This is a genomic window from Adhaeribacter rhizoryzae (genome assembly GCF_008629685.1).
Lineage (GTDB): Bacteria > Bacteroidota > Bacteroidia > Cytophagales > Hymenobacteraceae > Adhaeribacter > Adhaeribacter rhizoryzae.
On sequence record NZ_VWSF01000035.1, the window covers coordinates 1 to 25,863 of the forward strand.

Annotated in this window: 31 protein-coding genes; 20 read left to right on the top strand and 11 right to left on the bottom strand. The window is 41.6% G+C overall.

Annotated elements, in window-relative coordinates:
- Positions 1 to 325 precede the first annotated feature (325 nt).
- The 4 genes from F0145_RS24910 to F0145_RS27080 all read left to right on the top strand — a co-directional run bounded on the left by F0145_RS24910 (position 326) and on the right by F0145_RS27080 (position 2,297).
- On the top strand, positions 326 to 997 hold the full coding sequence (locus F0145_RS24910) for a hypothetical protein (RefSeq protein WP_150093209.1): 672 nt from the start codon (positions 326 to 328) through the stop codon (positions 995 to 997).
- 204 nt (positions 998 to 1,201) lie between these two features.
- On the top strand, positions 1,202 to 1,411 hold the full coding sequence (locus F0145_RS24915; RefSeq protein WP_150093211.1) for a hypothetical protein: 210 nt from the start codon (positions 1,202 to 1,204) through the stop codon (positions 1,409 to 1,411).
- A 193-nt stretch (positions 1,412 to 1,604) separates the two neighbouring features.
- A complete protein-coding gene (locus F0145_RS26395) occupies positions 1,605 to 1,784 on the top strand; it encodes a winged helix-turn-helix domain-containing protein (RefSeq protein ID WP_223816231.1) in 180 nt (59 codons plus the stop codon).
- 165 nt (positions 1,785 to 1,949) lie between these two features.
- Positions 1,950 to 2,297, top strand: coding sequence for a transposase (locus tag F0145_RS27080; RefSeq protein ID WP_223816232.1), 348 nt, complete (start codon positions 1,950 to 1,952; stop codon positions 2,295 to 2,297).
- Positions 2,298 to 2,486: 189 nt separating this feature from the next.
- On the opposite strand, the gene F0145_RS24930 is transcribed toward F0145_RS27080, so the two are convergent.
- Entirely contained in the window at positions 2,487 to 4,151 is a 1,665-nt protein-coding gene (locus tag F0145_RS24930; protein WP_150093215.1) for a carboxylesterase/lipase family protein, read from the bottom strand.
- A gap of 102 nt (positions 4,152 to 4,253) precedes the next feature.
- On the opposite strand from F0145_RS24930, the gene F0145_RS24935 reads away from it, so the two are divergent.
- From F0145_RS24935 to F0145_RS24945, 3 genes are all read left to right on the top strand, one after another.
- Complete coding sequence (locus tag F0145_RS24935; RefSeq protein WP_150093217.1) at positions 4,254 to 5,015, top strand: NUDIX hydrolase; 762 nt, start codon at positions 4,254 to 4,256, stop codon at positions 5,013 to 5,015.
- Between the two features lie 152 nt (positions 5,016 to 5,167).
- A complete protein-coding gene (locus F0145_RS24940; protein ID WP_150093219.1) occupies positions 5,168 to 5,548 on the top strand; it encodes a hypothetical protein in 381 nt (126 codons plus the stop codon).
- Between the two features lie 17 nt (positions 5,549 to 5,565).
- Entirely contained in the window at positions 5,566 to 6,444 is an 879-nt protein-coding gene (locus tag F0145_RS24945; protein ID WP_150093221.1) for an IS3 family transposase, read from the top strand.
- 202 nt (positions 6,445 to 6,646) lie between these two features.
- On the opposite strand, the gene F0145_RS24950 is transcribed toward F0145_RS24945, so the two are convergent.
- Positions 6,647 to 7,207, bottom strand: a complete 561-nt coding sequence (locus F0145_RS24950) for a cupin domain-containing protein (RefSeq protein ID WP_150093223.1) — start codon at positions 7,205 to 7,207, stop codon at positions 6,647 to 6,649.
- A 1,129-nt stretch (positions 7,208 to 8,336) separates the two neighbouring features.
- On the opposite strand from F0145_RS24950, the gene F0145_RS24955 reads away from it, so the two are divergent.
- Positions 8,337 to 8,627: a hypothetical protein gene (locus F0145_RS24955; protein WP_150093225.1), complete on the top strand. Its 291-nt coding sequence runs from the start codon at positions 8,337 to 8,339 to the stop codon at positions 8,625 to 8,627.
- A gap of 8 nt (positions 8,628 to 8,635) precedes the next feature.
- Here the strand turns inward: F0145_RS24955 and F0145_RS24960 are convergent, their stop codons facing one another.
- Positions 8,636 to 9,829, bottom strand: a complete 1,194-nt coding sequence (locus F0145_RS24960) for a DUF3800 domain-containing protein (protein WP_150093227.1) — start codon at positions 9,827 to 9,829, stop codon at positions 8,636 to 8,638.
- 1,400 nt (positions 9,830 to 11,229) lie between these two features.
- On the opposite strand from F0145_RS24960, the gene F0145_RS24965 reads away from it, so the two are divergent.
- Positions 11,230 to 11,910 carry a recombinase family protein gene (locus F0145_RS24965; protein WP_150093229.1) on the top strand — a complete coding sequence of 227 codons (681 nt, stop codon included), beginning with the start codon at positions 11,230 to 11,232 and terminating at the stop codon, positions 11,908 to 11,910.
- A 353-nt stretch (positions 11,911 to 12,263) separates the two neighbouring features.
- Here F0145_RS24965 and F0145_RS24970 read toward each other — a convergent pair whose 3' ends face one another.
- From F0145_RS24970 to F0145_RS25000, 6 genes are all read right to left on the bottom strand, one after another.
- A complete protein-coding gene (locus F0145_RS24970) occupies positions 12,264 to 13,190 on the bottom strand; it encodes a replication initiation protein (protein ID WP_150093231.1) in 927 nt (308 codons plus the stop codon).
- 915 nt (positions 13,191 to 14,105) lie between these two features.
- Complete coding sequence (locus F0145_RS24980) at positions 14,106 to 15,233, bottom strand: DNA alkylation repair protein (RefSeq protein ID WP_150093233.1); 1,128 nt, start codon at positions 15,231 to 15,233, stop codon at positions 14,106 to 14,108.
- Positions 15,234 to 15,419: 186 nt separating this feature from the next.
- Entirely contained in the window at positions 15,420 to 15,839 is a 420-nt protein-coding gene (yiaA, locus tag F0145_RS24985; RefSeq protein ID WP_150093235.1) for an inner membrane protein YiaA, read from the bottom strand.
- Between the two features lie 81 nt (positions 15,840 to 15,920).
- Positions 15,921 to 16,484 (bottom strand): Crp/Fnr family transcriptional regulator, encoded by a 564-nt coding sequence (locus F0145_RS24990; protein ID WP_150093237.1) that lies wholly within the window; start codon positions 16,482 to 16,484, stop codon positions 15,921 to 15,923.
- Between the two features lie 476 nt (positions 16,485 to 16,960).
- Positions 16,961 to 17,251, bottom strand: coding sequence for a hypothetical protein (locus tag F0145_RS24995; RefSeq protein WP_150093239.1), 291 nt, complete (start codon positions 17,249 to 17,251; stop codon positions 16,961 to 16,963).
- Between the two features lie 35 nt (positions 17,252 to 17,286).
- A complete protein-coding gene (locus tag F0145_RS25000) occupies positions 17,287 to 18,057 on the bottom strand; it encodes a ParA family protein (protein WP_150093241.1) in 771 nt (256 codons plus the stop codon).
- A 379-nt stretch (positions 18,058 to 18,436) separates the two neighbouring features.
- Between F0145_RS25000 and F0145_RS25005 the strand changes: the two genes are divergently transcribed.
- The 4 genes from F0145_RS25005 (at position 18,437) to F0145_RS25020 (ending at position 20,410) form a co-directional block, all read left to right on the top strand.
- The gene (locus F0145_RS25005) at positions 18,437 to 19,372 is read left to right on the top strand and encodes an ArdC family protein (protein ID WP_150093242.1); all 936 of its coding nucleotides are present in this window, start codon (positions 18,437 to 18,439) and stop codon (positions 19,370 to 19,372) included.
- 49 nt (positions 19,373 to 19,421) lie between these two features.
- Positions 19,422 to 19,610 (top strand): hypothetical protein, encoded by a 189-nt coding sequence (locus tag F0145_RS25010; protein WP_150093244.1) that lies wholly within the window; start codon positions 19,422 to 19,424, stop codon positions 19,608 to 19,610.
- Between the two features lie 242 nt (positions 19,611 to 19,852).
- A complete protein-coding gene (locus F0145_RS25015; protein WP_150093246.1) occupies positions 19,853 to 20,086 on the top strand; it encodes a hypothetical protein in 234 nt (77 codons plus the stop codon).
- A gap of 42 nt (positions 20,087 to 20,128) precedes the next feature.
- Positions 20,129 to 20,410 carry a hypothetical protein gene (locus tag F0145_RS25020; protein ID WP_150093248.1) on the top strand — a complete coding sequence of 94 codons (282 nt, stop codon included), beginning with the start codon at positions 20,129 to 20,131 and terminating at the stop codon, positions 20,408 to 20,410.
- On the opposite strand, the gene F0145_RS25025 is transcribed toward F0145_RS25020, so the two are convergent.
- Both F0145_RS25025 and F0145_RS25030 read right to left on the bottom strand, forming a co-directional pair.
- On the bottom strand, positions 20,407 to 20,655 hold the full coding sequence (locus F0145_RS25025; RefSeq protein WP_150093250.1) for a hypothetical protein: 249 nt from the start codon (positions 20,653 to 20,655) through the stop codon (positions 20,407 to 20,409). The genes F0145_RS25020 and F0145_RS25025 overlap by 4 nt on opposite strands.
- A gap of 47 nt (positions 20,656 to 20,702) precedes the next feature.
- Positions 20,703 to 20,969 (bottom strand): hypothetical protein, encoded by a 267-nt coding sequence (locus tag F0145_RS25030; RefSeq protein ID WP_150093252.1) that lies wholly within the window; start codon positions 20,967 to 20,969, stop codon positions 20,703 to 20,705.
- Positions 20,970 to 21,226: 257 nt separating this feature from the next.
- Between F0145_RS25030 and F0145_RS25035 the strand changes: the two genes are divergently transcribed.
- The 7 genes from F0145_RS25035 (at position 21,227) to F0145_RS25065 (ending at position 25,863) form a co-directional block, all read left to right on the top strand.
- The gene (locus F0145_RS25035) at positions 21,227 to 21,667 is read left to right on the top strand and encodes a plasmid mobilization protein (protein ID WP_150093254.1); all 441 of its coding nucleotides are present in this window, start codon (positions 21,227 to 21,229) and stop codon (positions 21,665 to 21,667) included.
- A 197-nt stretch (positions 21,668 to 21,864) separates the two neighbouring features.
- Complete coding sequence (locus F0145_RS25040; protein WP_150093256.1) at positions 21,865 to 23,442, top strand: relaxase/mobilization nuclease domain-containing protein; 1,578 nt, start codon at positions 21,865 to 21,867, stop codon at positions 23,440 to 23,442.
- A gap of 21 nt (positions 23,443 to 23,463) precedes the next feature.
- Positions 23,464 to 24,090 carry a ParA family protein gene (locus F0145_RS25045; RefSeq protein ID WP_150093258.1) on the top strand — a complete coding sequence of 209 codons (627 nt, stop codon included), beginning with the start codon at positions 23,464 to 23,466 and terminating at the stop codon, positions 24,088 to 24,090.
- A gap of 122 nt (positions 24,091 to 24,212) precedes the next feature.
- On the top strand, positions 24,213 to 24,644 hold the full coding sequence (locus tag F0145_RS25050) for a hypothetical protein (RefSeq protein WP_150093260.1): 432 nt from the start codon (positions 24,213 to 24,215) through the stop codon (positions 24,642 to 24,644).
- A gap of 72 nt (positions 24,645 to 24,716) precedes the next feature.
- Positions 24,717 to 25,199, top strand: a complete 483-nt coding sequence (locus F0145_RS25055; RefSeq protein WP_150093262.1) for a hypothetical protein — start codon at positions 24,717 to 24,719, stop codon at positions 25,197 to 25,199.
- Between the two features lie 37 nt (positions 25,200 to 25,236).
- The gene (locus F0145_RS25060; protein ID WP_150093264.1) at positions 25,237 to 25,554 is read left to right on the top strand and encodes a DUF4134 domain-containing protein; all 318 of its coding nucleotides are present in this window, start codon (positions 25,237 to 25,239) and stop codon (positions 25,552 to 25,554) included.
- 6 nt (positions 25,555 to 25,560) lie between these two features.
- Complete coding sequence (locus F0145_RS25065) at positions 25,561 to 25,863, top strand: DUF4133 domain-containing protein (RefSeq protein ID WP_150093266.1); 303 nt, start codon at positions 25,561 to 25,563, stop codon at positions 25,861 to 25,863.

The following is a 25,863-nucleotide window of genomic DNA, read 5'->3' on the forward strand; positions in this document are numbered from 1 at the left end:
TGCGGTCTGCAACAAGCTGCTCAAACAAGCTTTTGCCATTGTAAAATCTGGTATTCCCTACCGCCCTGATTTTACTACTATTTCCGCCTAAGAAGCTTGACTTTTAACACAGTTCATGTTAAATAAGAGTAATTTTCTGGGTTTTGTACTATTTAAGCAAAGGGAAAGAAGGCGACGCCTGGCGCCGGTACTTACAAGTGTAGGTTTCAAACTAGAATTATGGAAAATTGAGAAAGATGTATCTATACTTTAATAGAAATGTGTATTGAAAAGTATTTTTCAAAATGGTAATTGCTACCTAAATAGTATGGTGGTTTTGTAATTTATGGTAGGCAAGAAATATGTAATAGAACTGATTCCATTCCAAAGATGCTGCAAAATACTGTGGCTTCTTGTTTTACCTTTATTGGTAGTAGCCTGCCATAATACTAAATCTCTAGTTTTACTCGACGCTCAAGAAGGAGACGTTAAGCTCGAAGTTGACAGTATACTAAGTTGGCCTGAAATGGCTCACTTCCCCATACGTGTCCGCTTAATCAATTATACTGATAAAAAAGTAGCCCTCGTCTTTGACTCAATTTCTAATAAATATGAGAACCAGGTTAAAAACTTATTTATTACAAGTGGCAAAGACACTTTTACTTTAGGAGTCAGGATTTCTGGAATGCCCTTAGTCCTCAATGAAAGAACGGTTACTTCTTTTAATTGCGAAGGATACTTTATATATGGGAAAGGGCACTTCGATTCATTTGATGAAATAGAATCTGTATTCAAGAATGGTAAACTGGTATACAAATTTGATGATAAAATTCTTCAACAAGATCATATTAGAGGAATGCTTATACAAGCAGACACCATTCTTATACCAACTATACTAGAAGCAAGCACTAATAAGGCATCGTTAGTTGAAAGTTTTTTACCACGATCTTTTTGGACTCGGGAAGAAAAGCTCAAAAAGGAAGAAATACGTCACACAATAACAGATACAAAACATTAAAAGGCTTTTTAGCCTAACCGTTATGGCTTATAAGTTAAGTTATGATAAGTAGCGAAAAGAGTTATCTTTCTCGTCTTAAAACTCATTGCCCTTTAGGAAACAGAAGTAGGTTCACTGGTGAGAGCGGACACCTTTCTTTATCAGACGCAACTTTAATCTGATACCACTATGAAACGGATAGTGCGCTTAAGTTGTTAGAAGCTTATGCGCAGGATAAACTATCAAGAAGCGATAAAGAAAACAGTAGCGGAGTTACAGGAGTTAGAGAAAGGGCAAAAGCAAGCACGCTTGCGGGACAGGGTCCGGTTTGTTCGTTACCTGAAAGCCGGTCAAGCCAATACGCAGCCCGAAGCAGGAGCCATGATTGGCCTGCAACGCCGCTACAGCCAGCAGTACGTTAGTCAAGGCCTATAGGGGCTTCTTTCTACCGGCTACAAAGGTGGCTGGGCCAAGCTCATACCAACTTACGGAATATTTTCCTGTTTAATGCAGGGATAATTTTGCTCTCTTTTCAATATTCTGATTCTACGAACAAGAAAGTAATAGGTAAGTTGGTATCAGTTCTCTTCAACAAGCCCGACTGCTACAGCGGCTAGACCAGGATGATATTGCTACCCAAGGACAGCTACAACACTGGCTCCAGCAGGAGATGGGGGTTGTTTACTCGCAATCCGGTATATCGGTGCTGCTCTCGCGGCTGAAAGTAAAACTAAAGACGGGCCGGCCGGTAAACGTGCGCAAAGACCAGGTGGGAGAAGCAACTTTTAAAAAAACTTCTCTCAGCTAAAACAGCAGCGCGGGGAGGAGCAGCTTTATTTCACTGATGAAATGCGCTATGGTACCCGTACCCGCCGCCGCTGGACCAGGCAAGTACATTGGCCGGTATGTCCGGTGAAGCTGGGTTATGCGTGGGGCTACTTGTATGTAGCCATCTGCCCCTTCACTGTCGCACCTGGATAAGCAGTGCTTTGCTTATTTTCTGCAACAGCTCCAAGTTCATCTACAGGAAAAAGGAATAGACCAAGCCCTCTTGATGGGGGATGGGGCAACGGCACATACCGCTCAGAATTGGTCAGAGCAGCAGGCTCTCCAATGGCAGAAGTTGCCTACCGCTTGTCCCGAGCTTAATCCGGCAGAACGTTTCTTTGAAGAACTAAGCGCTAAAACTAGCAATAGGGTCTTTGAAGATAAACAACAAGTAGAGGATTATTTGGCTAATCTCGTTCGCCAATATCAACAGCAACCGAACCGTATTAGTAGCCTTACCCTATTCAGCTACTTAAGCGCACAAACTAATTGATAGTAGTATTATTAGAATTTTATAGAAAAGATAAACCCGGAGATGCTTTTTAACCTCTCCGGATTATAATAATTTCTATGCTGATTAATCCGAATCTGAATCTCCCGAATGAGAAATTATATTTCTATTTAGGATAAACTGGTTAGAAAAATATTTAATTATTTAAGCACTTACAATCTTGCTAACTGCTTATTTTGATTTTTTATGCAGCTTATCTAATACTTGATACCGGCCACCGTTTTCCTCTGCTTTAGCGCCGCTGGTTACATCAAGTTGCATTACTTGTGCGGGCTTGCCTTTACTTAGAGCTGGCCAAACGGGTAAGCGCTGCCCATTGGGATTGTTGGTTTTAATAAAATTGGCGAAATAACTCTGCATGGTTTCCGATACTTTAAAATCTTCCGGTGTCCAGGCGTATACTTTATTGTAAGGCAGGTTGCCCATGGCATATTCTATTTCGGCGGCATGAACAGCTCCGCGGGCTTGCGGCATTTTTACGGCATTCGGGGCATTTTCTTTTACTACACCACCAGCCAAACCGGCCGAGGCATTTCCCATCTCGGGCACCATAGCCGGACGTGGGCGGGAAAACAAATACCTGTAAACCGGTTTTCCACTGGTTTGGGCGTGCAAGTCCAGCCACTTCCAGGTACTATAGGCAAGAAAACGGTCGCTGGCCAGGTCGGTAGCCACCGGTACTACATCTGCATCGGTTTTAACTTTGTAAACCGCTAATATTTCATCGGCATCACTGCCGTAAACCTTTTCAACGGCCTTTTTATAATTTTCTACGGTTGGGTTTTCGCGGCCCAGCAAAAACATATAAGTCATTTCCTCGGAGTTCCAGCCCGCCAGTAAAGGTACTTTGGCTTGTTCGCCAGCCGCGAATATTGCCGTTGGAGATTTCGGGAAGAAATAGCCATCGATGGTTGCCGGGAATCCCGGAATACCTCTTTTTCCAGCCGCCTCCAGCAATTGCTGCGCGGGTAAAGCCCGTAGTGCTGCCAAAGAATTGGCACCAAGTTCCGCCGCAAAGCTGGTTCCTATTTTTTCTGCTTCGACCAAAGGAATTGGTTCAAGGCTAGAATTAATGGTGGCGCCACTTTCGCCGATAGCCGCCCGAAACAAATTTTTAGATAACGGCGAGGCCATTTGGGCACTTACCGAAATAGAACCGGCCGATTCCCCAGCAATGGTTACTTTAGCAGGGTCGCCGCCAAAAGCCGCAATATTTTGTTTCACCCAACGTAAGGCTGCGGATTGGTCCAGATACCCGTAATTACCGGAAGCTTTATGCGGCGATTCTTTTGTTAGTTCAGGGTGTGCTAAAAACCCAAACACGCCTAAGCGGTAATTAATTGTGATGGCCACAATGCCCCGTTTGGCCATACTTTCGCCGTCATAGCGGGCTTCGGAGCCATCGCCGGCCACAAAGCCGCCGCCGTAAAAGTATACCAATACTGGCAGCCGTTCCTGAGCAGTTTTTGCGGGCGTCCAGACATTCAGGTACAAACAATCTTCGTTCATGCCATTCGACCGGAATCCCATATCGCCAAAAACGGGTAATTGCATGGCCCGTGGTCCGAATTGAGTTGCTTGGCGCACGCCTTGCCAATTTTTAACCGGCTGGGGTTCGCGCCACCGCAACGCTCCTACTGGTGGCGCGGCAAACGGAATACCTTTGTAAGCCCGAATACCGCTCTTCTCGGTAGTACCGGCCAACAATCCGTTAGCTGTTTTTACCGGGCTAGCAGCCTGGCTGGTGCTTACATTTTTATTTTGGGCCTCAACGGTTAGTAAACTTACCTGGACGCTCAGGAAGAATAAAACACAAATCTTTTGTAGAAGTCGCATGCCTTTTAGCTGGATTAAAGAATAAATATGTTATTTTGACATAATGATAGTCATTAATATCATTATGTCAAAATAACATAATAAAAATATTCTCGTTGCTTCATGCCCGCAAAAGAAAAACAATCAATAGCCATAAAGGCAGCAGAACCAGCCTACTTGCCGCAACTTACCCTCGATTGCATTGTGCTGGGCTTTCACCAGGATCAGTTGCGGGTATTATTATTGCGCTGGAAAGGCACCCAGGAATGGAGTCTGCCCGGCGGGCCCATTCAACAATCCGAATCAGTTAATGCGGCGGCCTACCGGATATTAAAAGAACGGACCGGCCTGGACCAGATTTATCTCCAGCAATTTCAGGTGTTCGGAGATTTGGTGCGATATAATTTGCCGGAAATTAAAACCAAACTGCAGCATCTGATAAATCCGGAACTTTGGTATAACCGGGCGGTTTCGATTGGCTATTATGCTTTGGTAGAATATTCGAAAGTGAATCCTACGCCCGATTTATTTACCGATGAATGCCAGTGGTGGGAAATAAAAGAAATTCCGAACCTGCTATTTGACCATAATCAGATAGTTGAAGCCGCCTTACAGGCCCTGCGCCAGCAAATAAATTGGCAACCCATTGGTTTAAATTTACTGCCCGAACAATTTACCATGCCCGAACTGCAACGATTGTACGAAGCTATCTTAAACCGACCGCTAGACCCCCGCAACTTTCACCGAAAAATATTAAGTCTAAACATTTTAGAACGCTTTCCGGAACGCCGGAAAGGTGGCGCTTTTAAATCGCCGTATTTATACCGGTTTAACCAAGAAAAATACGAAGCCGTATTACAGGAAGGCAACTTGTCCTTTTTATAACTACTAGGTTTACCGGAAGCTACAGTAATTTATATTTTTTAGGTTATCAATATTAAGGTATTGGTGCAGGTAGCCAGTTAAACCGTAATGAAATTTTCCACCATGAAATACGGTAAACTCCTGAAATAGCTTTACATCAATTATGTAAAGCAATGAATAAAAGGAAATTAAAAGAAAACGTAAAAGAAGCATTTTCGTCTTTAAAGAAAAGAAAGGTTGTCGAAGAAATTCGCTCTGGTATGTTAAGTATTAAGCAATCTACCAAGCAATACCAGCTTTCGGTATCCAACTTACAAGCTTGGCATCGTTGGTACTATAGAACCAGGCTGTTAAAGTATTATCGACCCAAATCAGCTTTTCTCAAGAAGCCATCCCAGATAACAGTTGAACAATTAAAGCAAGAACTAGCCCAAGCGCAGCTAGCGCAAGTAAAGCTCCAGCATACCGCCTTAGAGACGATGATTTCGGTGGCTGAAAAGCAGCTAAATATTGAAATCAGAAAAAAGTATGGTTCCAAACGGTCCAGAAGTTAAACACCCAATATCCCTTAATTGGCTTAGGGAAATTGTGCGGGCTGTTTGGAAAATCAAGGCAAGCTTACTACCAGCAGTTATGCCAGCAAGAGAAGAATGACAAACAACAGATGCTTATTCTAGCACAAGTCATAAAAATCCGCCAGCAATTACCCGGTGTGGGTACAGGCAAGTTGCATCATCTGCTCACGGACTTCTTAGCCGAGCAGCAGATAAAGCTAGGACGAGATAAGCTTTACGACTTGCTGCGGGAAAATCATTTACTGCGCTCTAAGCGGCGTAGACGGGCAAAAACAACCAACTCGCAGCATCCTTTTTACAAGTATGCCAATCTCATCAAGGAACTGCCCGTTAGCTATCCCAATCAGTTATGGGTAAGTGATATTACTTACATCCGAACCGGTAATGATTTTAGCTACTTAAGTTTAATCACGGATGCTTATTCCCACCAGATTATGGGTTGGGCATTAGATACAACCTTACAGACCAAAGGGCCACTGACAACCTGGCAGATGGCCGTTAAGAGTTTACAAAAGGGAAAAGAAAGCTTAATTCATCATTCGGACCGGGGTATTCAGTATTGCTCTAAAGAATACATTCAACTCCTCTGTACCAATAACATCTGCATTAGTATGACCAATCAGGGAGAGCCAGGCGAAAATGCTTTGGCTGAAAGGATAAACAGAACCATTAAAGATGAATTTAACTGCCGAGCCTTTCTCTCCTTTGACTTGGCAAAGGCGGCTATTACCAAATCCATTCTGGCTTATAATCAGCTGCGACCTCATGCTTCCTGTGATTATTTAAAGCCTGCTCAGGCTCACCAGCAGGATGGCCCACTTAAAAAGCGCTGGCGAAAATATGAAAAGAAAACCTTACCAATACCAACCAGTTAAGCAAGAATGTAAATAGAACTTTAACCGTTTAACCTGTAAACCTATTTTAGGAACCTACCGTTTCAGGACCTTTTTAGCATCAGTCTCCGATAAATTAAAGAAAGAACCGCTCGGTAAAAAAGCCTATTATAATTTCTTTTGTTGGTTGTTGGTGAATATAAGCAATCGGTTCTTCCTTTAAAGATAAATCTAGGATACAAAATCAATCTACTTTCAAAGGTGGACCTACCACTTCCATTTCATGGTCTGAAAATATTTTGGCAATCTGTTCTTTCGTTGGTTCTCCTACGAATGCGGCCATCGTCACAAAAAACTCCTCCAACTTCCCAGCTGGTTGAACAATGACATTCATCTTAGCTTGCTCGCTTATCTGAGTCCAGGCATGCGGCACTTTCCGAGGCAGAAAAATAGTATCGCCGGCTTTCAGGCGGTATTTGTCCATCCCTACTTGGAAATAATATTCGCCTTCGATTATTTTAAATATTTCATCCTGAGCAGGATGGATATGCAAAGGGGTACCTCGTTTGGGTGACAATCCTGTTTGTTCAAAGATGGCTAAGTCACCGTTGGTATCCTTACCAGATACTTTAACGTCCAGAATATTGGAATTTACCCCTTTCAGCTTTATGTGGCCTTGGCCTCTGCCTTCGCCGGCACTAACCTTAAACCCTTTATCAACTCTTAAGTTATGCCATTCCATTTTCCTAAACCCACTCAGCGGTATAGTGACTAGACAAGAGAGTAAAAAATTAGCTCTTTTCATAGGGGCTCTAGTTTAATAGTTAAAAAGCGCACTTACATTCCTGAATTTACCATTTTATCTTTTATAAATACAAAAATTTAACAAAAGCCTTTAAAGCTCCTTATCAAAAATAAGGTAGCAAAACCTTTCTTATAACACATCTTATGTAAAGCAGACCTAGTATCCTCACTAATAAATGTATCCATTTACTACCTGGTGGAGGTAGTTGTAAAAGGAAAATTACAAATCATAAATTCACCATTAAAATTCGTAAGAGCCAGGTATTTCTGCTACCCGCACCACTTGTCAAATTTTTCTAGGAAATATTCAATATAATTACAAATTTCCAGTAGAGTTATAAATCATAAACGCAGATTTAAGTAAAGTCTTAAAAACCCCATTATTTTTTTAGGAAAGCTTACCGCACAACATAATTTGGTTACTGCACAGCATTTCCTAACTATTCTTCATTTATTTAATAGCCATCTACCAGCTAGAACAGGAGAATTCTGTTTCTTCCGCTTTTCTACCTTTACTTCTGATTTACCTTTATATATTTTGCCCTTTTCCAGGTCAACCTTATATTCTGCTTCAGGGTCAAAGCTAAAACAGTATCTAGTTTTGGGATTATAAATTTTACATGATGCAGGAAAGGTTCTTAAAACTGTCGTTGACACAAGGGTCTAGGAATCGTAGTGGCGGTTCAATGCCGGACTGGTGAGCGCCGGACTCGCAAAAGCGATTTAGCTTACCTGTAATATTATGTAATAAACAATAAAGTAATATTCGTAATAAAATAATATTAGTAATATAAATAGGTAAGTAATAAAGTAATATTATAAAAAAGCTACAATTGTTGTATGGGTTCTCTTTTCTTCCCTTTTGTAATATTCTTTTGTCGGCACCCGGCTTAGGGTATTTGGGATTGTTTGAATAAAAGGTTTAGCCATATAAGTAGAGGTATGAAAAATTGTTCTGCTAAAGCCTTGGTATTAGAAATCGAACTTAGAAATTGTAAGCAGGAAACTTATTACTGAATTCCTCTTTCTTAAAAGTAGGGTTTATCTGTAAATCGTGGCATTCGTACCATTCCCTACTTTTATAATTAATACCAGTAGAACTATTCGAATGAGGGCCGGGTTCTAAACTTATGGACAAGTTTGAAGCGTATGTTCTACCTTACTTAGTAAATAGCTATTTTAGGTATTTGGCTGATGGGGAGGCCAAGTCGATGTCAGTAGAATATTTTCAGAAAAGCTTTACCAGCATAGCAGCTACGGAGCTGATCAATAGCGGGCAACGCTACTTCTATTACCAGAATAAGGAAACCCTGGAATTAGTGATGCGCTTCCGAATTTCTCAGGCAGGAGGTTTGTCGGCTACGATGATGCGCTTTAGTGACTTTGAAAAACAATTCTGCCATAAAACTGACAAGAAATAACAACTTAATTAAGACATCAGGTCCAAAGGAGGATGCGGCTGCTTGTCTTTATCCAAGGTTTTAATCAGCTCATGCAGGATAGAATAGTTGGAGTTAGCTTGCAGCAGGTCTACTTGCTGTAAGCTGTTGACCAGGAGCTTGCGATTGCAAATATTCAGGCGGTTAATCATCGGCACAATGCTGTTGAGGTAACGGTTGTAAAAGCCGGCAATATCGGCTACCCTATCGGGTATTTTATAGCCAGACTTACCTTGTATACTCACTATCAGTACACCATCATCTCGCAGGTGCTGAATACAAACCCGCAGTTGCTGCTCCGAGAAGTTGGGGAACACTTTTTTTAGTTTTTCAATTATTTCGTACTTCTCTACTAATCTATCCGGTGCTGTGCGGAACATCAAGTATAAGTATTGTAATACCGCCTGCGCCTCTTCGGAAAGCCGGTGGTGTTGGGCTAAGGCTTCGCGGGCTGAGGCTGCTGCTATTTGGGCGATGAGCTCGTTTTTCTCCTGGTCATGTTCCGGAATAGATAGCAAGAAGTCGGTTTTCTCGAAAGGGAAAAAATCTACAAAACTTCTATCGTGCAATAGGTCAAATAAGAAAGCGGCTTTTTCGTGGCTGTGGCTGGTGCAATAAATCTTACCTAAACAGCCGGCGATGAAATCCGCCAGTTGTACCAAGGGTTCTGCCAGTCTATCTTCTACCAACTGGTAAGTGCGGTCGGGGGTAAACAAATCCCGTTGAATGACTTTGGTCTGGATGTAATGCTGTAAGCTCCGCTGAAATCCGGGCCAGCCTACCTGGTCGGCATGGATGGAAAAGGAGGTAAAGTTTTGGGGGAATTGCTTGAGGAAGATGCGGTTGAAGTACTTGTAAAAAATCTCCTGTTGACTGAGCCCCTCTCCTACTACTTTGCTTTTATTGATTACTAGGCTAAGCACCAGAAAGTCCAGTTGCCGCAGCTCCTGCAAAATAGCTACTTGCATTTGAAAGCCAAGCTCATCATCGGGTATCCGGCTGGACTGAATCGGATGTCCCTGGAAAAAGCGCTGGCTGATGTCCGCTTGCAGCTCTCGGGCTTGCATTAATTTCGCCTCTTCGATTAAGACGGCAGTCAGTACATAATGAGAGAAGCTGCCAGCTGGCTGCTGGTTTAAACTGGCATTGCCAAACTCGGCCACAAAGAGGTGTAGGTGTTGCATAAACCTGGTACGTAAAGCAAAGCTATTATCTATCCAAGTTAAAAATTATTCTGGATGCCAGAAGACTTTCCGGTAGAAATTCTTTAGGGTGACGCTTTACTCTTTTATATAACGTATGCCTGATTGACAAGCTTACCCTTGCAGACTGCTTCCCTGGAAATTAGATTTGAATCTTCTTTTCCCTTTTGTAATCTTTATCTAATATATCGAGAAACTGGTGACCAGGCTTATAAAGCAGTTATGGCGGTTGTTTGATTTAGTATATAAGTTAATAATTAAATTTTAATTTATTATAAATCAGTGATTTATCAGAAGAACATTAGAATACTTTATTAATAGTAAAAAAAGGTTATTATACATATTTGTTATAAGTATTATTAAATTAATAAGTCCACAATATTACTAATAATATAAGGTGTTAAGTAATATTAAATTACTGAAAGCGCAATAATATTTATGCATATATTAATTCGTTATACTATTACGCTATGCAATAGAATTCATAATTCTAGATTATTGGGAACATTACAAGCTTTTAATATAGTACTATCATAGGAGATTATTGCTTATAGTATAGTATTACTTAGCATATAATATTACTTTAATGCTGTATAATAATATATTACTTCATGAATTGTATATCTTCTATTATTTATATTCAATTATTGTTAAGAATAACCTATGTATTATAATCTAAAACATATTTATTACTAATAATATGTATGTATATTAAACTATTATCTTTATAAATAAATATTGCTAATATCTATTTATTACTAATCATATTGTATTACTTTAATTCGACGTAATATTTTAATCTTAGATAACTTTAGTAATCTTACTACTATATACTTCCATAACATTCCAACATCATACATCTTTATTATTATAATTCTTTATTAGTAATATTGTTTTATTACTTATCATCTGATATTACCATCCGCATAAGTAATTAATATCAATCACCTTATTTGTAATATAATGTTACTATATTATCGATAAGATAAGATGATTCTGCTGACCGGTCTTTCCGCTACTAAGGTCCTGGTCTCAACTGGACCAGATGTTGGTACCAAGTGACCCACCTGCTCATCAACTGCTTTTAATGGTTCTTCTTTGTTATCGGAAGTAAAGTGCCAATGGCTACTATTTCATTTAACAAAGTGAGCATACGTGTCGTTTTCCAACCTGGTGCCTCCTTTTTACATCTATTCTCCGAAAGTGATTGTTCCGATAGTGGTGATTTAAAAGGAATGCTGTTTTCTCAGGCAATAATCTACGGGTTACCGCTTGCCTGAATCCCTCAAAGCTGCTGTTTACATTACCACTACGAGCGTAGTGATAATGTAAATAGAACGAATTTTCTTTATCTTTACCTGTAAAATTGGCAGACTTTACCCATGCAGCAAACCAAGTACGTTACTTATATAAGAGTATCCACCAAAAAACAAGGAGAATCCGGATTGGGCTTGCAATCCCAGCAAACTTACCTGGACCATTTTTACAACGGGAAGAATATTATTGCCGAATTTACTGAAAATGTCAGCGGCAAGGATATTAGTAACCGGCCGAAGTTGCAGCAGGCCCTGGCCTTGTGCAAAAAAGAGAAGGCCGTGCTGGTGGTGGCCAAGATTGACCGGTTAAGCCGGAACACCGAGCAAGCACTTTGGATTTATGCTGAATTGGATGGTAGGTTGGAGAGTTGTGATATTCCGAACCTGGATAAATTTACGCTTACATTGTTTATGGCCATCGCCGACCGGGAACGGGAGTTGATCAGCCTGAGAACCGCTAATGCTTTAGCGGAAAAAACCAAACGGCAGGGGGAGTGGCGGAAAGCAAGCACTCCCTTTACGGATAAGACCGCTAATCACCTGGCCGTGGCGGTAAATAAAAATAAGGCTCGGGCAAATGAAAACAATAAGCGGGCAGCGGCACTTATCCAGTTGCACCGCCAACAAAATAAAGCCTGGAAAGAAATTGCTTTGGAACTAAACAATGCCGGATTTAAGGCCAGTAGGGGAGGGGCATTCCAGGCGGTGCAGGTGCAGCGAATCTACGAACGTTTAGCTAGTACTTAAGACCTGAAAGTCATTTGGTGTTTCCTCTGGGTGAAGAAAGCTGTGATAGGGTGAGTAAATAAAACATATATTTTAGCTGAGCACATCTAACGCTTTGAGGCCCATTTTAAACATATGTAATTAAGATTTAAATATTTTAGAAGCCTTTCAGTAGATTTTATATTAAAAACAGGTTTTATAAGTCAAGAACCGAAAACACAGGTTTTATAAGCAACAAAAACAGATTTGATAAGCCTATAAACAGGTTTTATAAGTCAAACGACAAAAAACAGATTTGATAAGCCTATAAACAGGTTTTATAAGCTTAAAAACAGATTTTATAAGCTAAACGACAAAAAACAGGTTTTATAAGTCTATATGCCCAATGTTGTCCGAAAGTAACCCCCTGGGTTATTGATATCTTTCCGGCGGAGGGAAATATCGTAGAGGCATTTATTGGCTTTTTTCCGGAGCTCAGTACTATTAAGAATTTTGCTGATGAGGTTCGTGTCTAATATTCCAATATCCCTTAGACGTCCTTTCAACTGGGCTGCTTCCCGGTCCAATTCTTCAGACTCGAAAGGAATAACCGTTTGTACTTGGGAAACCATTTTAATGGTGAAGGTAAGTTTGTGAATAGATTTACCTTTCTTTTCGGTTACCGCATAGGCCACCCTTAAATCCGATACTTCATTAATTTGCCGAATAGCCGGTTCTAACACATAATCTTTAAACTGTCCCCATTGCTTGTACTGTTCGGGCGCTTTACCAGACGGGTCTTTCAGGTTCAGCCGGTAGCGTAACTGCTCCACTTCGAAAGTCATAGCACCTAAATCTTTCCACCTCGAAAACTGCACATAGAGCCATTTGGCGTACTTGGAAGTCATGGAAAGTACACAGAAGAGCTGGAAACTGGTAAAATTGTTTTTTAGGTCTACCAGGTACGGCTTTAAATCTTCCGCAATAGAAAGTTGAATACGGCCTTGGCCTTTTAAATATTTGGCGCTGCTCATCATGGCTACTTGCAGCAGTCCGTCTTCTTCTTCAATCTCGAACACCTTGCCAATCAGACCGGCAGTAGCTTCCCGCAACTGCTGGTAATTCCACTGCCGACCAGTTAACTCCTCGATTTCTTTAACGCTGATGGTATACTTGGTGTCCTTACTATCACCAGGCTTTAACCGGGAGAGCATCATAAAGTATATGTCCAGTTGCACCGCTGAAAGCTCGTGCCTGGCATTAGTTATTACATTATGATGCCGTACCTGGATTTTGGTTTCTTTAATTTCCAGCTGTTCCATGGGGCCCAATTTATATAAAAGGCTTGAGAAAAAACAGAGACTTTAAGTATTTCTGTTTATTGACTTATGAAATCTGTTTAATCAACTTATGAAATCTGTTTTTGTCGCTTATCAAATCTGTTTATAAGCTTATGAAACCTGTTTATAGGCTTATTAAATCTGTTTTGAAATTTACGTATCAGTTTAATAATCTGTGTCTTATGAGCCTTACAAATAGATCAAATAATTCAAGTATTCACAAATTTGTGATCTGAATAAGGAATTTAGGGAGTTTTATTTGGCCACATACAATGAATCTGAGTGAACAAGTCAAAAAGGGAGCAAGTATCTGCTAAAGAGAGGAAACTGGGCCGCGCGAAAAAACAGGTTTTATAAGCAGATAAGCTTCTCAATGGCTAAAAATATTAGTAAATCATAATGTGTCGGGCTAAGTTAAAGAAATAAAGTAAATGTTATTGCTTATTGTCAGGCCATTAAAAACGGCAACGTGGGAGCTATTCGGGAGCAGGAGCAACTGCGACGAGATTTAGAATCGAGCGATAGTAAAGAAGAGGACCAGTTATAAGTTTAATCTTTTCCTAATTACACCAAGTAAAAGGCTTGGCAAAAGCAGGAAATTAAGTCTCGACTTCCTCATGCACTTACTGTAGTTGATTAAAAATAAGCTGATGAAATCGTATTCTTGAGCCCTGCTTTTGCCTTCCAAAACGCAAAGAACGACCGGAGTTGGAGAAGTTGTTAGGCCAACTACGGGCAGGTGATACAGTGGTGGTCTGCAAGCTGGTTAGGACGTTCGCTCTGAGACTTGGATGACCTAGTAGCATAGTAGCAGAGTTTCAAAAGAGAGGCCAGGTGATTTATTCTAGGAAGCTATCGAAAAGCCGAGTAGTCGAAAACACGTTATGAATGGCTTAGCTACTCGGTACCGGAAAATTCAAGAATACTGGCTACTAAGGTAAAGGTTTGCGTCTTGGTTTCCTGCCCGTTTACCAGTACTGCAACCTGGTGTTCGCCGACATAAAACGTGCGGGTGGTGATGGTCCGGAAACTTTGTTTGCGCACAATCACGGCCATTTCACCAGGGCCGTAGATCCGTTCGCTTATTTTAAAAACCTTTTTTGAAAGTTGACCTTTGTGTTTCCGGTAATACAGGGCATACTCCAGTCTTATGGTGCGAGCCGTATCCGCCTTGTTCTGCACGACAAATCTAAATTCCAGGTTACTCCCAATGCTGACTTGAGGAGTTAATACCTCAAATCCACTTACCTCCAATTGGGTAGAAGCCAGTCCAAAATGGGAGAGTGCTGCGGGATGGCTTTGTTTTAACAAGGTGCGGCAGGCGTGTTTTAGAATAGCATTGGTTTCTGGGGTAGTATTTTTCCAAGTGGCAGCTAGATGCAGCACCAGTTCCGGATGGTCTTTGGAAATATCGTTCAGGTTGTTGGCTACGCTGCGGCGTACCGATTCGGAGGGGTCGTTTTTGAGATTTTCTAGGATAGGCAGGATAGGTGAAGGGTCTTTTTTTAGGGCTGGTACACCCAAGCCCCAGGGCAAACGCGGCCGGGACCCTTCGCTGGCTAACCGCCTAACGCTGCTGCTAGGGTGGCTAGACCATTGCAACATTTGCTGCATCATGCGTTCTCCATATTTTAAAAGAAACGGCCGCACGGCAAATTCGCAGCTTATGTATTGGGTAGTAAACTCCAGGGCGTGTACGGCATTATCAAAATCGTGGAGGCCATAAGTTTCGATATAATCCGGCAGAAACATAAACTCAAGCCTTCCTTCTCTAAAGCCGTCGGCTTTTAGACGATTGATTATTCGGGGCAGCAGGGCGACGCTCTCTGGGAACACAACCGGAAAGAAGGTGTGCAGCACTTGGGTGGTGTGCTTCAGGCGTTGTTTCCATTCCATTGTGGCAAAAGCGGGCGTAAATATTTGCCTGAGGAAAGTAGTTTTGTTGAACCCAGATACTTCGGCCTGCAGGCTATCCGCCAAACGGTCATAAAAGGTAGGGGAGTAAATATCTTTTATCAAAGCCATGCGTGTCAGGAACTTATTAGGTGTGTTTAAACAAGGTTAGGCAATTTTTTTAATCGTTACTTATTGTTCCGTTTATAGAATAATTGGAAAGGATGAGGTAATTCCAGAATGGAGGACGATAAGTTCTAAAAGTGTTGTACGGGAGCTTCTCATTTTTATACGCTATAATAAATTCCTGCTTAACAATTAATATACTTCAACATTGTTCTTAGCAGGCACTTCTTTTCCTAAACTGTCTCGGGTATTTTTCTGAACCGCAATAGCAGCAAAAAGGCTTAGAATAAATGACATGGCATAGAACCCTTTTTCACTAAGGAGCATATCGGCATTCCAAAGCCCCACTACCAGCAACGCCACCGCCAGCATGGTAGAAAACCAACTGAGTCCATAATAGATATTGGTAACCGGAATACCATCCAGTTGGTCGCGCACACTTTTTTGGAGAGAGATAGCAGAGAATAAACCATACATGAGGATGGTAAAATAATAACCCTTTTCGTTGAGCAACATGTCGGCATTCCACAGCCCGATTATGTATGCTGTTACACCAGTAAGTAAAGTGCCCCAAGAGGCCGCCATAAATGCATTGGATGGTTTCTGATTCATTTTTGTCTTTTGTTGAATGATGAATCAAAGGTATAGCAGACACTTATCCTTTCTTTTGACAATAGTCAAAAAAAATGAATATTATACCTGGCTTCGGATTCGGCTCAACGTTTCCTGACTGATACCCAGGAAAGACGCAATTTGCCCGAGAGAGATTCTTTGCAGAATATGGGGAGAAGTTTCCATAAGCTGTTCATACCGCTCCCGAGCCGATTTAAATTGCATGGCCATTAACCGCTCTTCCAGTTTAATATAATACTGCTCATTTATAATACGGACTAGGCGCTCTAGGTCTTTATGAAAATCGAACAACTGGTTTAAAGTTTTATAACTAATCCCCCACAAGGTGGAGTCTTCTAAAATCTGTATGTTTTCTACCCCCGGCTTCCGGGAAATAAAGCTATAAAAAGAAGTAATGAAATTATTTTCGAAGCCAAACCAATAGGTAATTTCCTTCCCATCCAGGTTATAATAGCCACGCAAACAACCTTGTTCCAGAAAGTACAAATTATTGCACACCATTCCTTCTTGGATTAGAAAAGAATTTTTTGAAATCTTTATTTGTGTTGATGCTTTGGAAAGGGCCTCCCATGCTCCTGAAGAAATAGGATAATATTGCGATATGCAATTAAACAATGCATTCATTTTAAGGCTCTTGTACTATAGATATGGAATTAGAATTTCTTTGTCAGAAAAAATGTTCTTAAAATAAAGCCAACGTACTGCTGCTATGGCCCGTTTAAATGTACTTTAATTTTGGTTGGGTGAAGTAATTCCTTTTTCTTTCTGTTCTAAGCTAGAATAAATACTAAAGTTCCGACAAAACAAGCTGTTAATACAATTAGAGAACTTTTTATAAATAATTTTTTCAGGTTAATTGTAAAATTATCCTGAAGTACCGTTCTATTTAGGAAGAAATTTAGAAGCACCGGTATTCCAATTCCTAATATTCCAGCGAGTCCAGAGATAGTAAACCTTCTTATAAAGGATTGCACTGGATCTTCAGCTTATCTTCTTGTTTCCCTAAGAAGAAACCTAAATTTAAAAAGCCTAAAACTCCTACCCAAACAATAATGGAAATCCAGTAGGTCCTGTTGCAGCAGGACAGGATATATAGTCCACTATTTTCTTTTAGGGGGTGCCACCTTAATTTCCCCATTTTTCTTTTCATACTCCTCTATGTACGCAGACAAGGCAGCGTTTATCTGATCTTTAAGCAAGGTTCTATCCCAATAAGCTATTGCGGATATTTTATCCAGGTAATCTTCCCGAATAACAAAGGTAGTGCGGCGCTCGGGAAATTTGGTGGGCTCTACTGCTTCATTTGCTTCCTGCACTTCTTCCTGCTCCGCATTTTCTGTTGTACTCTGCAGCAATTTGCCTAATCCACCTGAGAAATTTTTCTTTGCCATGTTACTGATATTACTATATGTTTTTTATTATTATGTTATCTTGTGCTTTTCTTCTTAGTATGCTTGGATAATATTTCTCCCGCTAATGCTTCATAATCGGCAGCGCCCGCGCTTTTACTATTGTAAGTAAAAATGTCCTGGCCAGTAGCCGGTGCCTCCGCCAAAGCAACATTATCGCGAATTTTAGTAGCAAAGACTTTTTTCGGAAAGTGTTCCGTGATGGTATCAAATACATTTTTATTCAGCACCTTCCGACTATCATATTGGGTAATGAAAACTCCACCTAACTCTAAGGATTTATTCAGCTGTTTCTGAATGATTGAAACCACTTCCAACATTTTGGCAAGTCCCTGCATAGCCAAGAACTCGGCCTGCAACGGGACCAGAATTCTATCCGAAGCAGTTAATGCATTAACCGTAAGCAAGCCCAGCGATGGAGGGCAGTCGATTAAGATAAAGTCGTACTTCTTCTTTAAGGGTTCAATTGCTTCCCGCAAAATAAGCTCCCGGCCAATTTTGGTACTTAACTCTATTTCAGCACCGCTTAAATCCAGGGTAGAAGGGATAACATCTAACCCAGGCCTAATAGTCAATATGGCATTGCCAGCGAGGTAATCGCCTTTAACGATGCCGTAAATGGTCTGGTCAGGTTCCTGAATGCCCAAGCTTTGCGATAAGTTAGCTTGCGGATCTAAGTCAATCAGCAAAACAGATTTACCCGCCCTATTAAGCGCGGCACCAATATTAATGGTGCTGGTAGTTTTTCCGACACCACCCTTATGATTGAGAAGGGCAAAGACTTTCATATGTTACTTTATAACTTTGTTACTAGTAATCTCCAAAATAATGGAATGTTAACCAATAAAAAAAGTTACTTATTAATATCTTGTTAAAAGTAATAAATATGCTTGATATTACTATGTTATTACATAGTGAATATTTTTTTATTACTAAATCATTGGTAAAATAGATTGCTTTGGTCACAAATAAAACCGATAAATCAAGAATAGGTAAGTTGATGAGACAGCTGCATGCCTGAAGTGACAAACAATGTTTTTACAAAAGGGAAGAAAAAGCTTGTTTTTGTTGATAAATAAATATATACAAAATATTCTTTTTTGTACAGAAAACGTATATATTTATATAGGCAATTAATCAAACAAGAACACTTTAAATCTTAACCTTATGACACCTAATGAAAAGTTCTCGCAATTAGCTGACCAGGTAACAAATGAAGTTATTGCCCAATTAGAGCAAGGCAATGTGTTTTGGCAAAAGCCCTGGAGCTCTTATGGACTACCAAAAAATTACCAATCTAAACGTCCTTACGAAGGTTTTAATGCCTTTTACCTGAACTATATTACAGGCAAAAGAAATTACACCACCCCTTATTTCATCACCTTTCAACAGGCCAAAGAATTAGGTGGCCATGTTAGAAAAGGTGAAAAGGGTGCCCAGATTATCTTCTGGAAAATTTTTACTAACACCATTGACGAAAAAAACACTGCGGCCGGCGAAACCAAAGAAATTGTACAAACCAAATTTGTTCCTTTTATCTGGACTGTTTTCAACATTGACCAGGTAGAAGGGGTTGATTTTGTCCTTCCCACCAATATAAGCCGTAACGAAAACTTAATAATAGAAGCCTGCCAGCAAGTCGTAAATAACTACCCGGTACCGGCTCCTAACATAGAGCATGGCGGCGCAGCGGCTTATTACATGCCATTCTCTGACAAGGTGCAGATGCCGTTTATTAAAACCTTTGTGAATGCTCAGGCTTACCACGCTACTTTATTTCACGAACTGATCCACGCTACTGGCCACGAAATAAGATTAAATCGCTTTACGGAAGCAGATAAAGCAACCCGGTTCGGGGATGAGAATTATTCCAAGGAAGAATTAGTAGCCGAGATGGGAGCTAGCTTTTTAAATGCTGTTACCGGTATAAAAGAGGTGGTATTTGAAAATTCAGTAGCCTATCTGCAAGGCTGGATTAAAAGATTAAAGGATGATAAAACCATGCTAATCTACGCCAGCACCAAAGCTTTTAAAGCAGCCAGTTTTATTTTAGGCTTAACAGCCGAGCATGAGGAAGAGAAAAATGTAGCAATGGCAGCCTAAATGTTAAAGCCTGCCTGTAGCAAGGCAGGTACTTTTTATCCATAAGATTATGAAAATAAATATCGAATTAGAAAAGGAAGATTTTGAAACAATCAAAATTTCTCTTGATTTAGCCGCCACTTATTGGAAAGCAGCAGCTGAAAAAGAAAAAGAACCGGTCCATAGAAGCAACTTTTTAAAGCTTCATACTAAATACTCTAATTTATGTGATTATATAAAATCTTACTCAAAGTATTAGGTACCGCCCGCCGAAAGGCGGGTTTGTTTTTCTTATAAAATTTTAAATTTCCACTATTTAATAGGATGTTCTTTTTTAGATAGAAAACGTATATATTTACGTTGCTGCTTTTATTAAAATTTGCCTCTGGCATGAAAAGGAAAAACAACTAGGAACGGTAAACCGCGAAAGCGCAACGGATCTATTCTACTAGCTAGAGATGGCCGCGAGAATTGGTTCGCCAGCGCTATTAAATATAAAATATGGTACTTGAAGATTTTTTAAGACTAACTCAGGCAGAACGCGCCGAGCACGTTTGGCATTTCGGCTCATTTCTAAACATCTGCGAGGATATAGGCAACTTGTATGATATGGATGGCTTTTACGCCGAGGTAGTTTATAACCATAATTTAAACGAAATTCAGGAAGTTCGGGCATTCCAAAGCATTGAAGAACTAGACCCCTACCTAAACCAAATCAAGCTCGGCCAGCTTTAGGCAGGCGAATATTTTAGCCATTATAAAATACACATAGCCCTTATGAGTAGTGATGCTATTGCGAATAAAAAGTTTGAAAAAGCTAAGTTACTTTTTGATCAAGGCTTAATTAAGGAATTTAAGGAGTTGTTCGATGTGGCCCCTTACAGTGTAGTCGCCAAAAAAATTAATACCAACAATATCCGGTTTAAAGAGAAGCTGGAGAATCCAATGACCTTAAAGCTTGGCGAACTCAATGCGATAGCCAACCTCTTAAAGATAGATTCGGTAGCCCTTTATGCGCTAGTCCTGCAAGAAAGTTCCGCTAAAAAAGAGCAGGTTTAAACCATCATATCCGCTAGCTTGATGGTAGCCAGGTAAGGCTCTAAGCACTCCAGGCTTCTAAAGCCCCTAACGTGTTTTATATGGTGCATATCCGCATCATACCAGAGTTCCGCATAAAAATTGCCCATGTCATGCAGGATGATTCTATATTCTCCCTCATCGCGGAAGTCAAAAAAGATTCCCTGCCGCCAAATTAATGCCGCTCGTCCTTGGATGTTATGACGGTTGAACTGGTATAAGTTCATAGCCTATTAAACTAAGTTCATAGCATATTAAACGAATTTAGCAGGTATTAGATAGGAGTGGCACCCTTATTCTGGCTATTTAAATAAGAAATAACCTCCGCTACGGTTTTGTAGAAATGGCCCATCATCAGAAACTGTTCCCTGCCTGCCCAATATTCAATAGCCATTTTTCCCAGACCATTCTTAAACATGCCCGCCGGTTTTATGGCATAAACCGTATGGGGAAACTTACTTTCCCCAACCGCAAAACCACTATTTATTAATTCCCGCCGCAGCAGCTCTAGTTCTTTACTTGCCGCAATCGTGTTTTCCATATTTTATCTAAACGGTATTTATGAATCTATTTAAAACGTAAGGAAACCCCTAAATCTTTTATAATTACCTAATACGACTTTCATCCCCACTTTCTTCCCCTCTGAAAAATAAAAAATGCAAAAAAAGTTACTCTTGGAAGGGGTGGGAGTTTGCTTTGCAAGATGTGTTTTCGTATATACGAAAACTAAATGCCCGGATTGCTGGCTACGCCTAGCCGCCCGGGGTAAAAATAGTCGCAACTCCTATTTTTTACAGCATGGCAGAAAAAGAAGAAGACCAGAAAACCTGGAATCCCAAGGGGGGACGGCCCCGGAAAGACCAAAAAGAACTGCGGAACAAGCAGGTGATTATCAAATTTACCGAAACGGAAAAGACAGCCTTATATCAAGAATCGGAAGATTTAGGCTGGAAACAGCCCCTGGTATATTTTCGGAAAAAGCTGCTGTCGAAAGAAGGCAAAGTAAGCCACAATCCGCAGGAATTATTTAAAGTTTTAAATAAATTAAATCCGGAATTGAACAAAGTAGGCCATAATATCAACCAGATAGCCCGGTATGTCAATTACCTGGATAAGAATAATATGGTAGACCAACGGTTCCTGGCCGAATATAACCAGTGCTTTAAAAAGATGACCGAGGTTCAGCAGGAGTACACCCTGGCCATCCGGGCCTACCTGAGAGCCCTCGCCCAGAAATAGGGATGGTGACGCGCTGCGGGTGAAGCATGGCTGCTGGCACCTTGTTTATGGCGCAATGTTTAATGTTTATGACACAATGTTCAATGTACCATAAACAATGTTTATTATTTAATGCGCCAGGGGTAACGGGCATTTCCGCCAATAGGACTGCCCCTGGTTTAAGGTTTATCCCTTTCTTTTGAGGGCAAGGAGGTTTTATGGTTGTTAAAATTCTTTCTTCCGCCGGCAGCTTCTCCGGGGTGGAATACAATGAGAATAAGGTCAGTGCCGGGACGGCCGAGCTGATGGCCGCCGAGAACTTTGGCTTATTGGAGTTAAACGGTGGTGCGGGTGGCCGCGCCATCCATGAGTACCAGCAATTCTTTAAAGCCTGGTCTACCAATGAAAGGGGGATGATTGAAAAGCCGCAGTTTCACGCGGTTATCTCCTGCGAAGGAAGGACTTACAGCGGTACCGAGCTGAAAGATTTTGCCGAGCAGTACCTGGACCGGATGGGCTATAAAAACAACCCGTATTTAATTTATTTCCACAAAGACACGGCCAATAACCACGTTCATTTGGTATCCAGCCGGGTAGACGAGTCGGGGTTGAAAATTAATGATTCTTTCGAGCGCGTGCGTTCCCAGGTGGTGATGAAAGAAATTTTAGGACAGAATGCCGGCCAGGAGGTAAGTCAGCAGGTTAAAAGGGCTTTGGCTTATAACTTTTCTTCGGAGGCGCAATTTAAAATGATACTGGAAGGCCAAGGCATTACGGTAAAGCCCCAGGATAACCAGTATCAATTCATTCGGGCCGGCAGGGTGGTCTATGAAATAAAGAACGACCTGGTAGCAAATAAAATTAAAAACTACCAGGAACCCGGGGAAAGAACGCAACAACTAAAAGCCCTTTTTAGCAAGTATAAGCCCGCCCTTACGCCCGAAAAGTTCTCGGCGTTTATGAAAGATAAATTCGGGGTAGAGGTGGTTTTCCATACGGCTAAGGGAAAAGCAATGCCCTATGGCTACAGCATCCTGGATCATGCCCAAGGCCAGGTTTTGAAAGGCTCCCAGGTCATGCCCCTGGCGGCTTTGCTTGCAGCTGCTTCCCGGGAGGACCAATTGCAAGCCGGCGGGGAACTCATCTCGACGATGGTAGAAATCCGGAGCCTGCGGTACCGGGAATTTAAAAGCGCGTTGGCGAAACTGGGGTTTGATTTGGCTACTTCCGGCCAGGTTAAAATTACCGGTGAAGAAAAAATAAGCTTTAGTATAGCCCGGGAAAGAATACAGCAGGCCCTGTACCAGGACCGCTTGTATGAAGCGCAAAAATTTGCCATCCATAGTCCGGCGGAAGCGGAAATAATCCGCCGCCTCCTGTTCCTGAAAATAGAAGATGCCGCCTGGCTGGGCTCCCGGACGCCAGCCGCGGACCGGGACCAGAACAGAATCATGATGGCGGATAAACTAAACAGCCTGCTGGCTACCGGCAAAAACCTGGGGGATATCGCCAGCGAAAATAACTATGTTTTTGCCAAACAAGGAGAGGCGGTATTCCTGATAGACAAGCAGCGCCAGGTACTTTATCCTTGGGCGGAATTAACCGATAGCAAGTTAGATTATCGCGCCGTCGATATGATTGATGCGGACCGCATCAGCCGGCCGGAGTATCGTCAGCTGGGGGAGTATAGCCAGGGAACGCTGGAAGAGGTCCTGGGCCTGGTTTTAAACAGTATGGCAGCCCCCGCAGACGAGCAGGAACCAGCGAACCAGCGCAAAAGAAAACGGAATCAGTAACCGGATAAACAATAAAAACAGATGAAAATAATTGTGGCAAACCAAAAAGGAGGCGTAGGTAAAAGTACCGTAACGCTGTTACTGGCTAATTACCTGGTGCTCGACAAAAAGGAGAATATCATCATTTTAGACATGGACTACCAGGAGACGGTTTTTGCCCGGTGGGAAGGCGATAAACAAATGTATGCCAATGAGCCCTTGTACGAAGTAATGAAACTGGATATGGAACAATATCCCAAATACGCCAAGGCCCTGGAACAGGTGAAAGGAGAAGGCCACGTTTTGCTGGACACACCCGGCCAACTGGATGATGATAACATGCTGGCCATTATCCGGGATGCAGACCTGGTTATCTGCCCTTTTGCTTACGAAAAATCAATTTTTGAAAGCTCGCTTTTCTTTTCCAAGGTAGCGCAGCATGTAAACCCCGCGGTTAAAATTGTTTACCTGCCCATGCGGATTAAGGGTACGGTAAAATATGAAACCGAAGATCAGGTAAGAGCGGTGCTGGCTGCTTATGGAACGATAGCCCCCAAAATTCCGGAACGGGTAGCCTTGGAACGCATCGATTCGGTTTCTATCAGCAGCGAAGCCCGGTCCCTGATTCAGGAGCCGTTCGATTATATCTATAATAAATATATAATATAGATAAGTTATATAAATTAATACGTTTTTTGTATATACAACAATTATAAATAACGTATTTAAAAATTATTTTATATTAAAAAGATATTTTATTTTTTTATATTCTTATTAAATGTATATTTGTTATGAGCAAGGATTTGTTGAACAAGATTAGAGGCGCCCTTGAAAATAACGAGGCACCCGATGTAGTAACACCCGCCGATGATAAGGCGGCGGTTCAGCCGGTGGCAATTACCAAGCCCACCCCGGCAAGCCGTAGCGCCGACAAAGCGAAGGCTACCTCTAAAAAAAAGCTTACCGGGCAGCAGGCGCCAGGTTTTAGTAGCTTGGCAGAACTGCAACAGCTATTAAAAGCGGAAAAAGAGGGGTTTAGCTTTAACCGGCGACTGGTTTATATCGATGACAACATCGGTGAGGCGTTGGATTTATTAAGGAAAGAGGCGAAGATCAACTCCAATGTGCTGGCCAGTTACCTTTTAAAACAATTCTTATTACAGCATAAAGAACTGATAAAAGTCTTAAGAGAAAAGAAAAGAGATAACCTGTTTTTTGATTGACATTAACTCCAATTCCTGGCTCCTATTTAACGGTTAGCATAGCACTTAACAATTAACTTAAGATAGCAGATCATGGAGTGGGGAAACTTTATAACGGTAATTATTGCGATTTACCTGGCCTGGTACGGCTTCAATTTTCTGTTTGACCTCTTCGTGGCCGGAAGGCCTAAAATAGCGGCCACAGCCGGTATCCACTATAAAGTAAGCGATTTAATGGCCGAAGAAGAAAAGGCCCAACTCGTGCATAAAGCGGATTATGAAGAAAAGCCGGTCGAAGTTCACCAGACCGAACCACCGGTGCCATCATCTTCCGTGGCGACTAATGCTTCCGCGGCTGATAATGCCGGACAAAACAGCGAAATACTAGCCACTCCGGCTGTGGCTGAACCGGCACCCCCAGCGGAGGCCGAAGACTGGGCCAGTGTAATTGACCAGGAGGAACCGGCGGCAGATAGAATAGAAATTCCGGTACAGGGACAGGCCGTATCGGTAACGGCTTATCTCCAATCCTTAAGGGACCAGGCCAGGCTGGAAGCGCAATCCATTTCCTTTTAATCAGTTTCCTCATTTTTAACATCTTAAATTAAATGTTATGCAGACTTCTTTTTTCTCCCCATTTGCCAAAAGAGCCTTCTTATTGATGCTGGGTATTACCGCTGCGCTAGCGGCGAACGCCCAGGGCGCGGCAGGCATTGATGCTGGCACTTCCGAGTTGGCCACTTACTTTGACCCGATTGGTAATTTAATCCTGGCCATTGGCGCGGTGGTTGGCCTGATAGGTGGTGTTCGGGTTTACATCAAGTGGAACACCGGCGACAATGACGTGCAAAAGTCTATTATGGGCTGGATGGGTTCTTGTATCTTCCTGATGTTAGTGGGTACCGTTATCAAAGCTTTCTTCGGGATCTAAACCGCTATGGAGCCCGATAAAGGAAAAGGATTTAAGGTGTATAAGGGGTTGCAACGGCCCCTTGTTTTTAAATCTTTGAAAGGAAAGTTTATCTATTGGGGAATGGCTTGTATGCTTTTTGCTTTTTTAGCAGCCGTACTGCTTTCCACCTTGGTACACGCCCTAGCGGGAATGGTGGGATTAATCGTTATCGGTTTAGGCGGTATGCTTTTTATTCACAACCAACAGAAAAACGGCCTGCATACCAAAACCAGGTCAGCCGGCAACTATATCATTACTCCGCAATTTAGGCGAACCCCCAGACCCTAG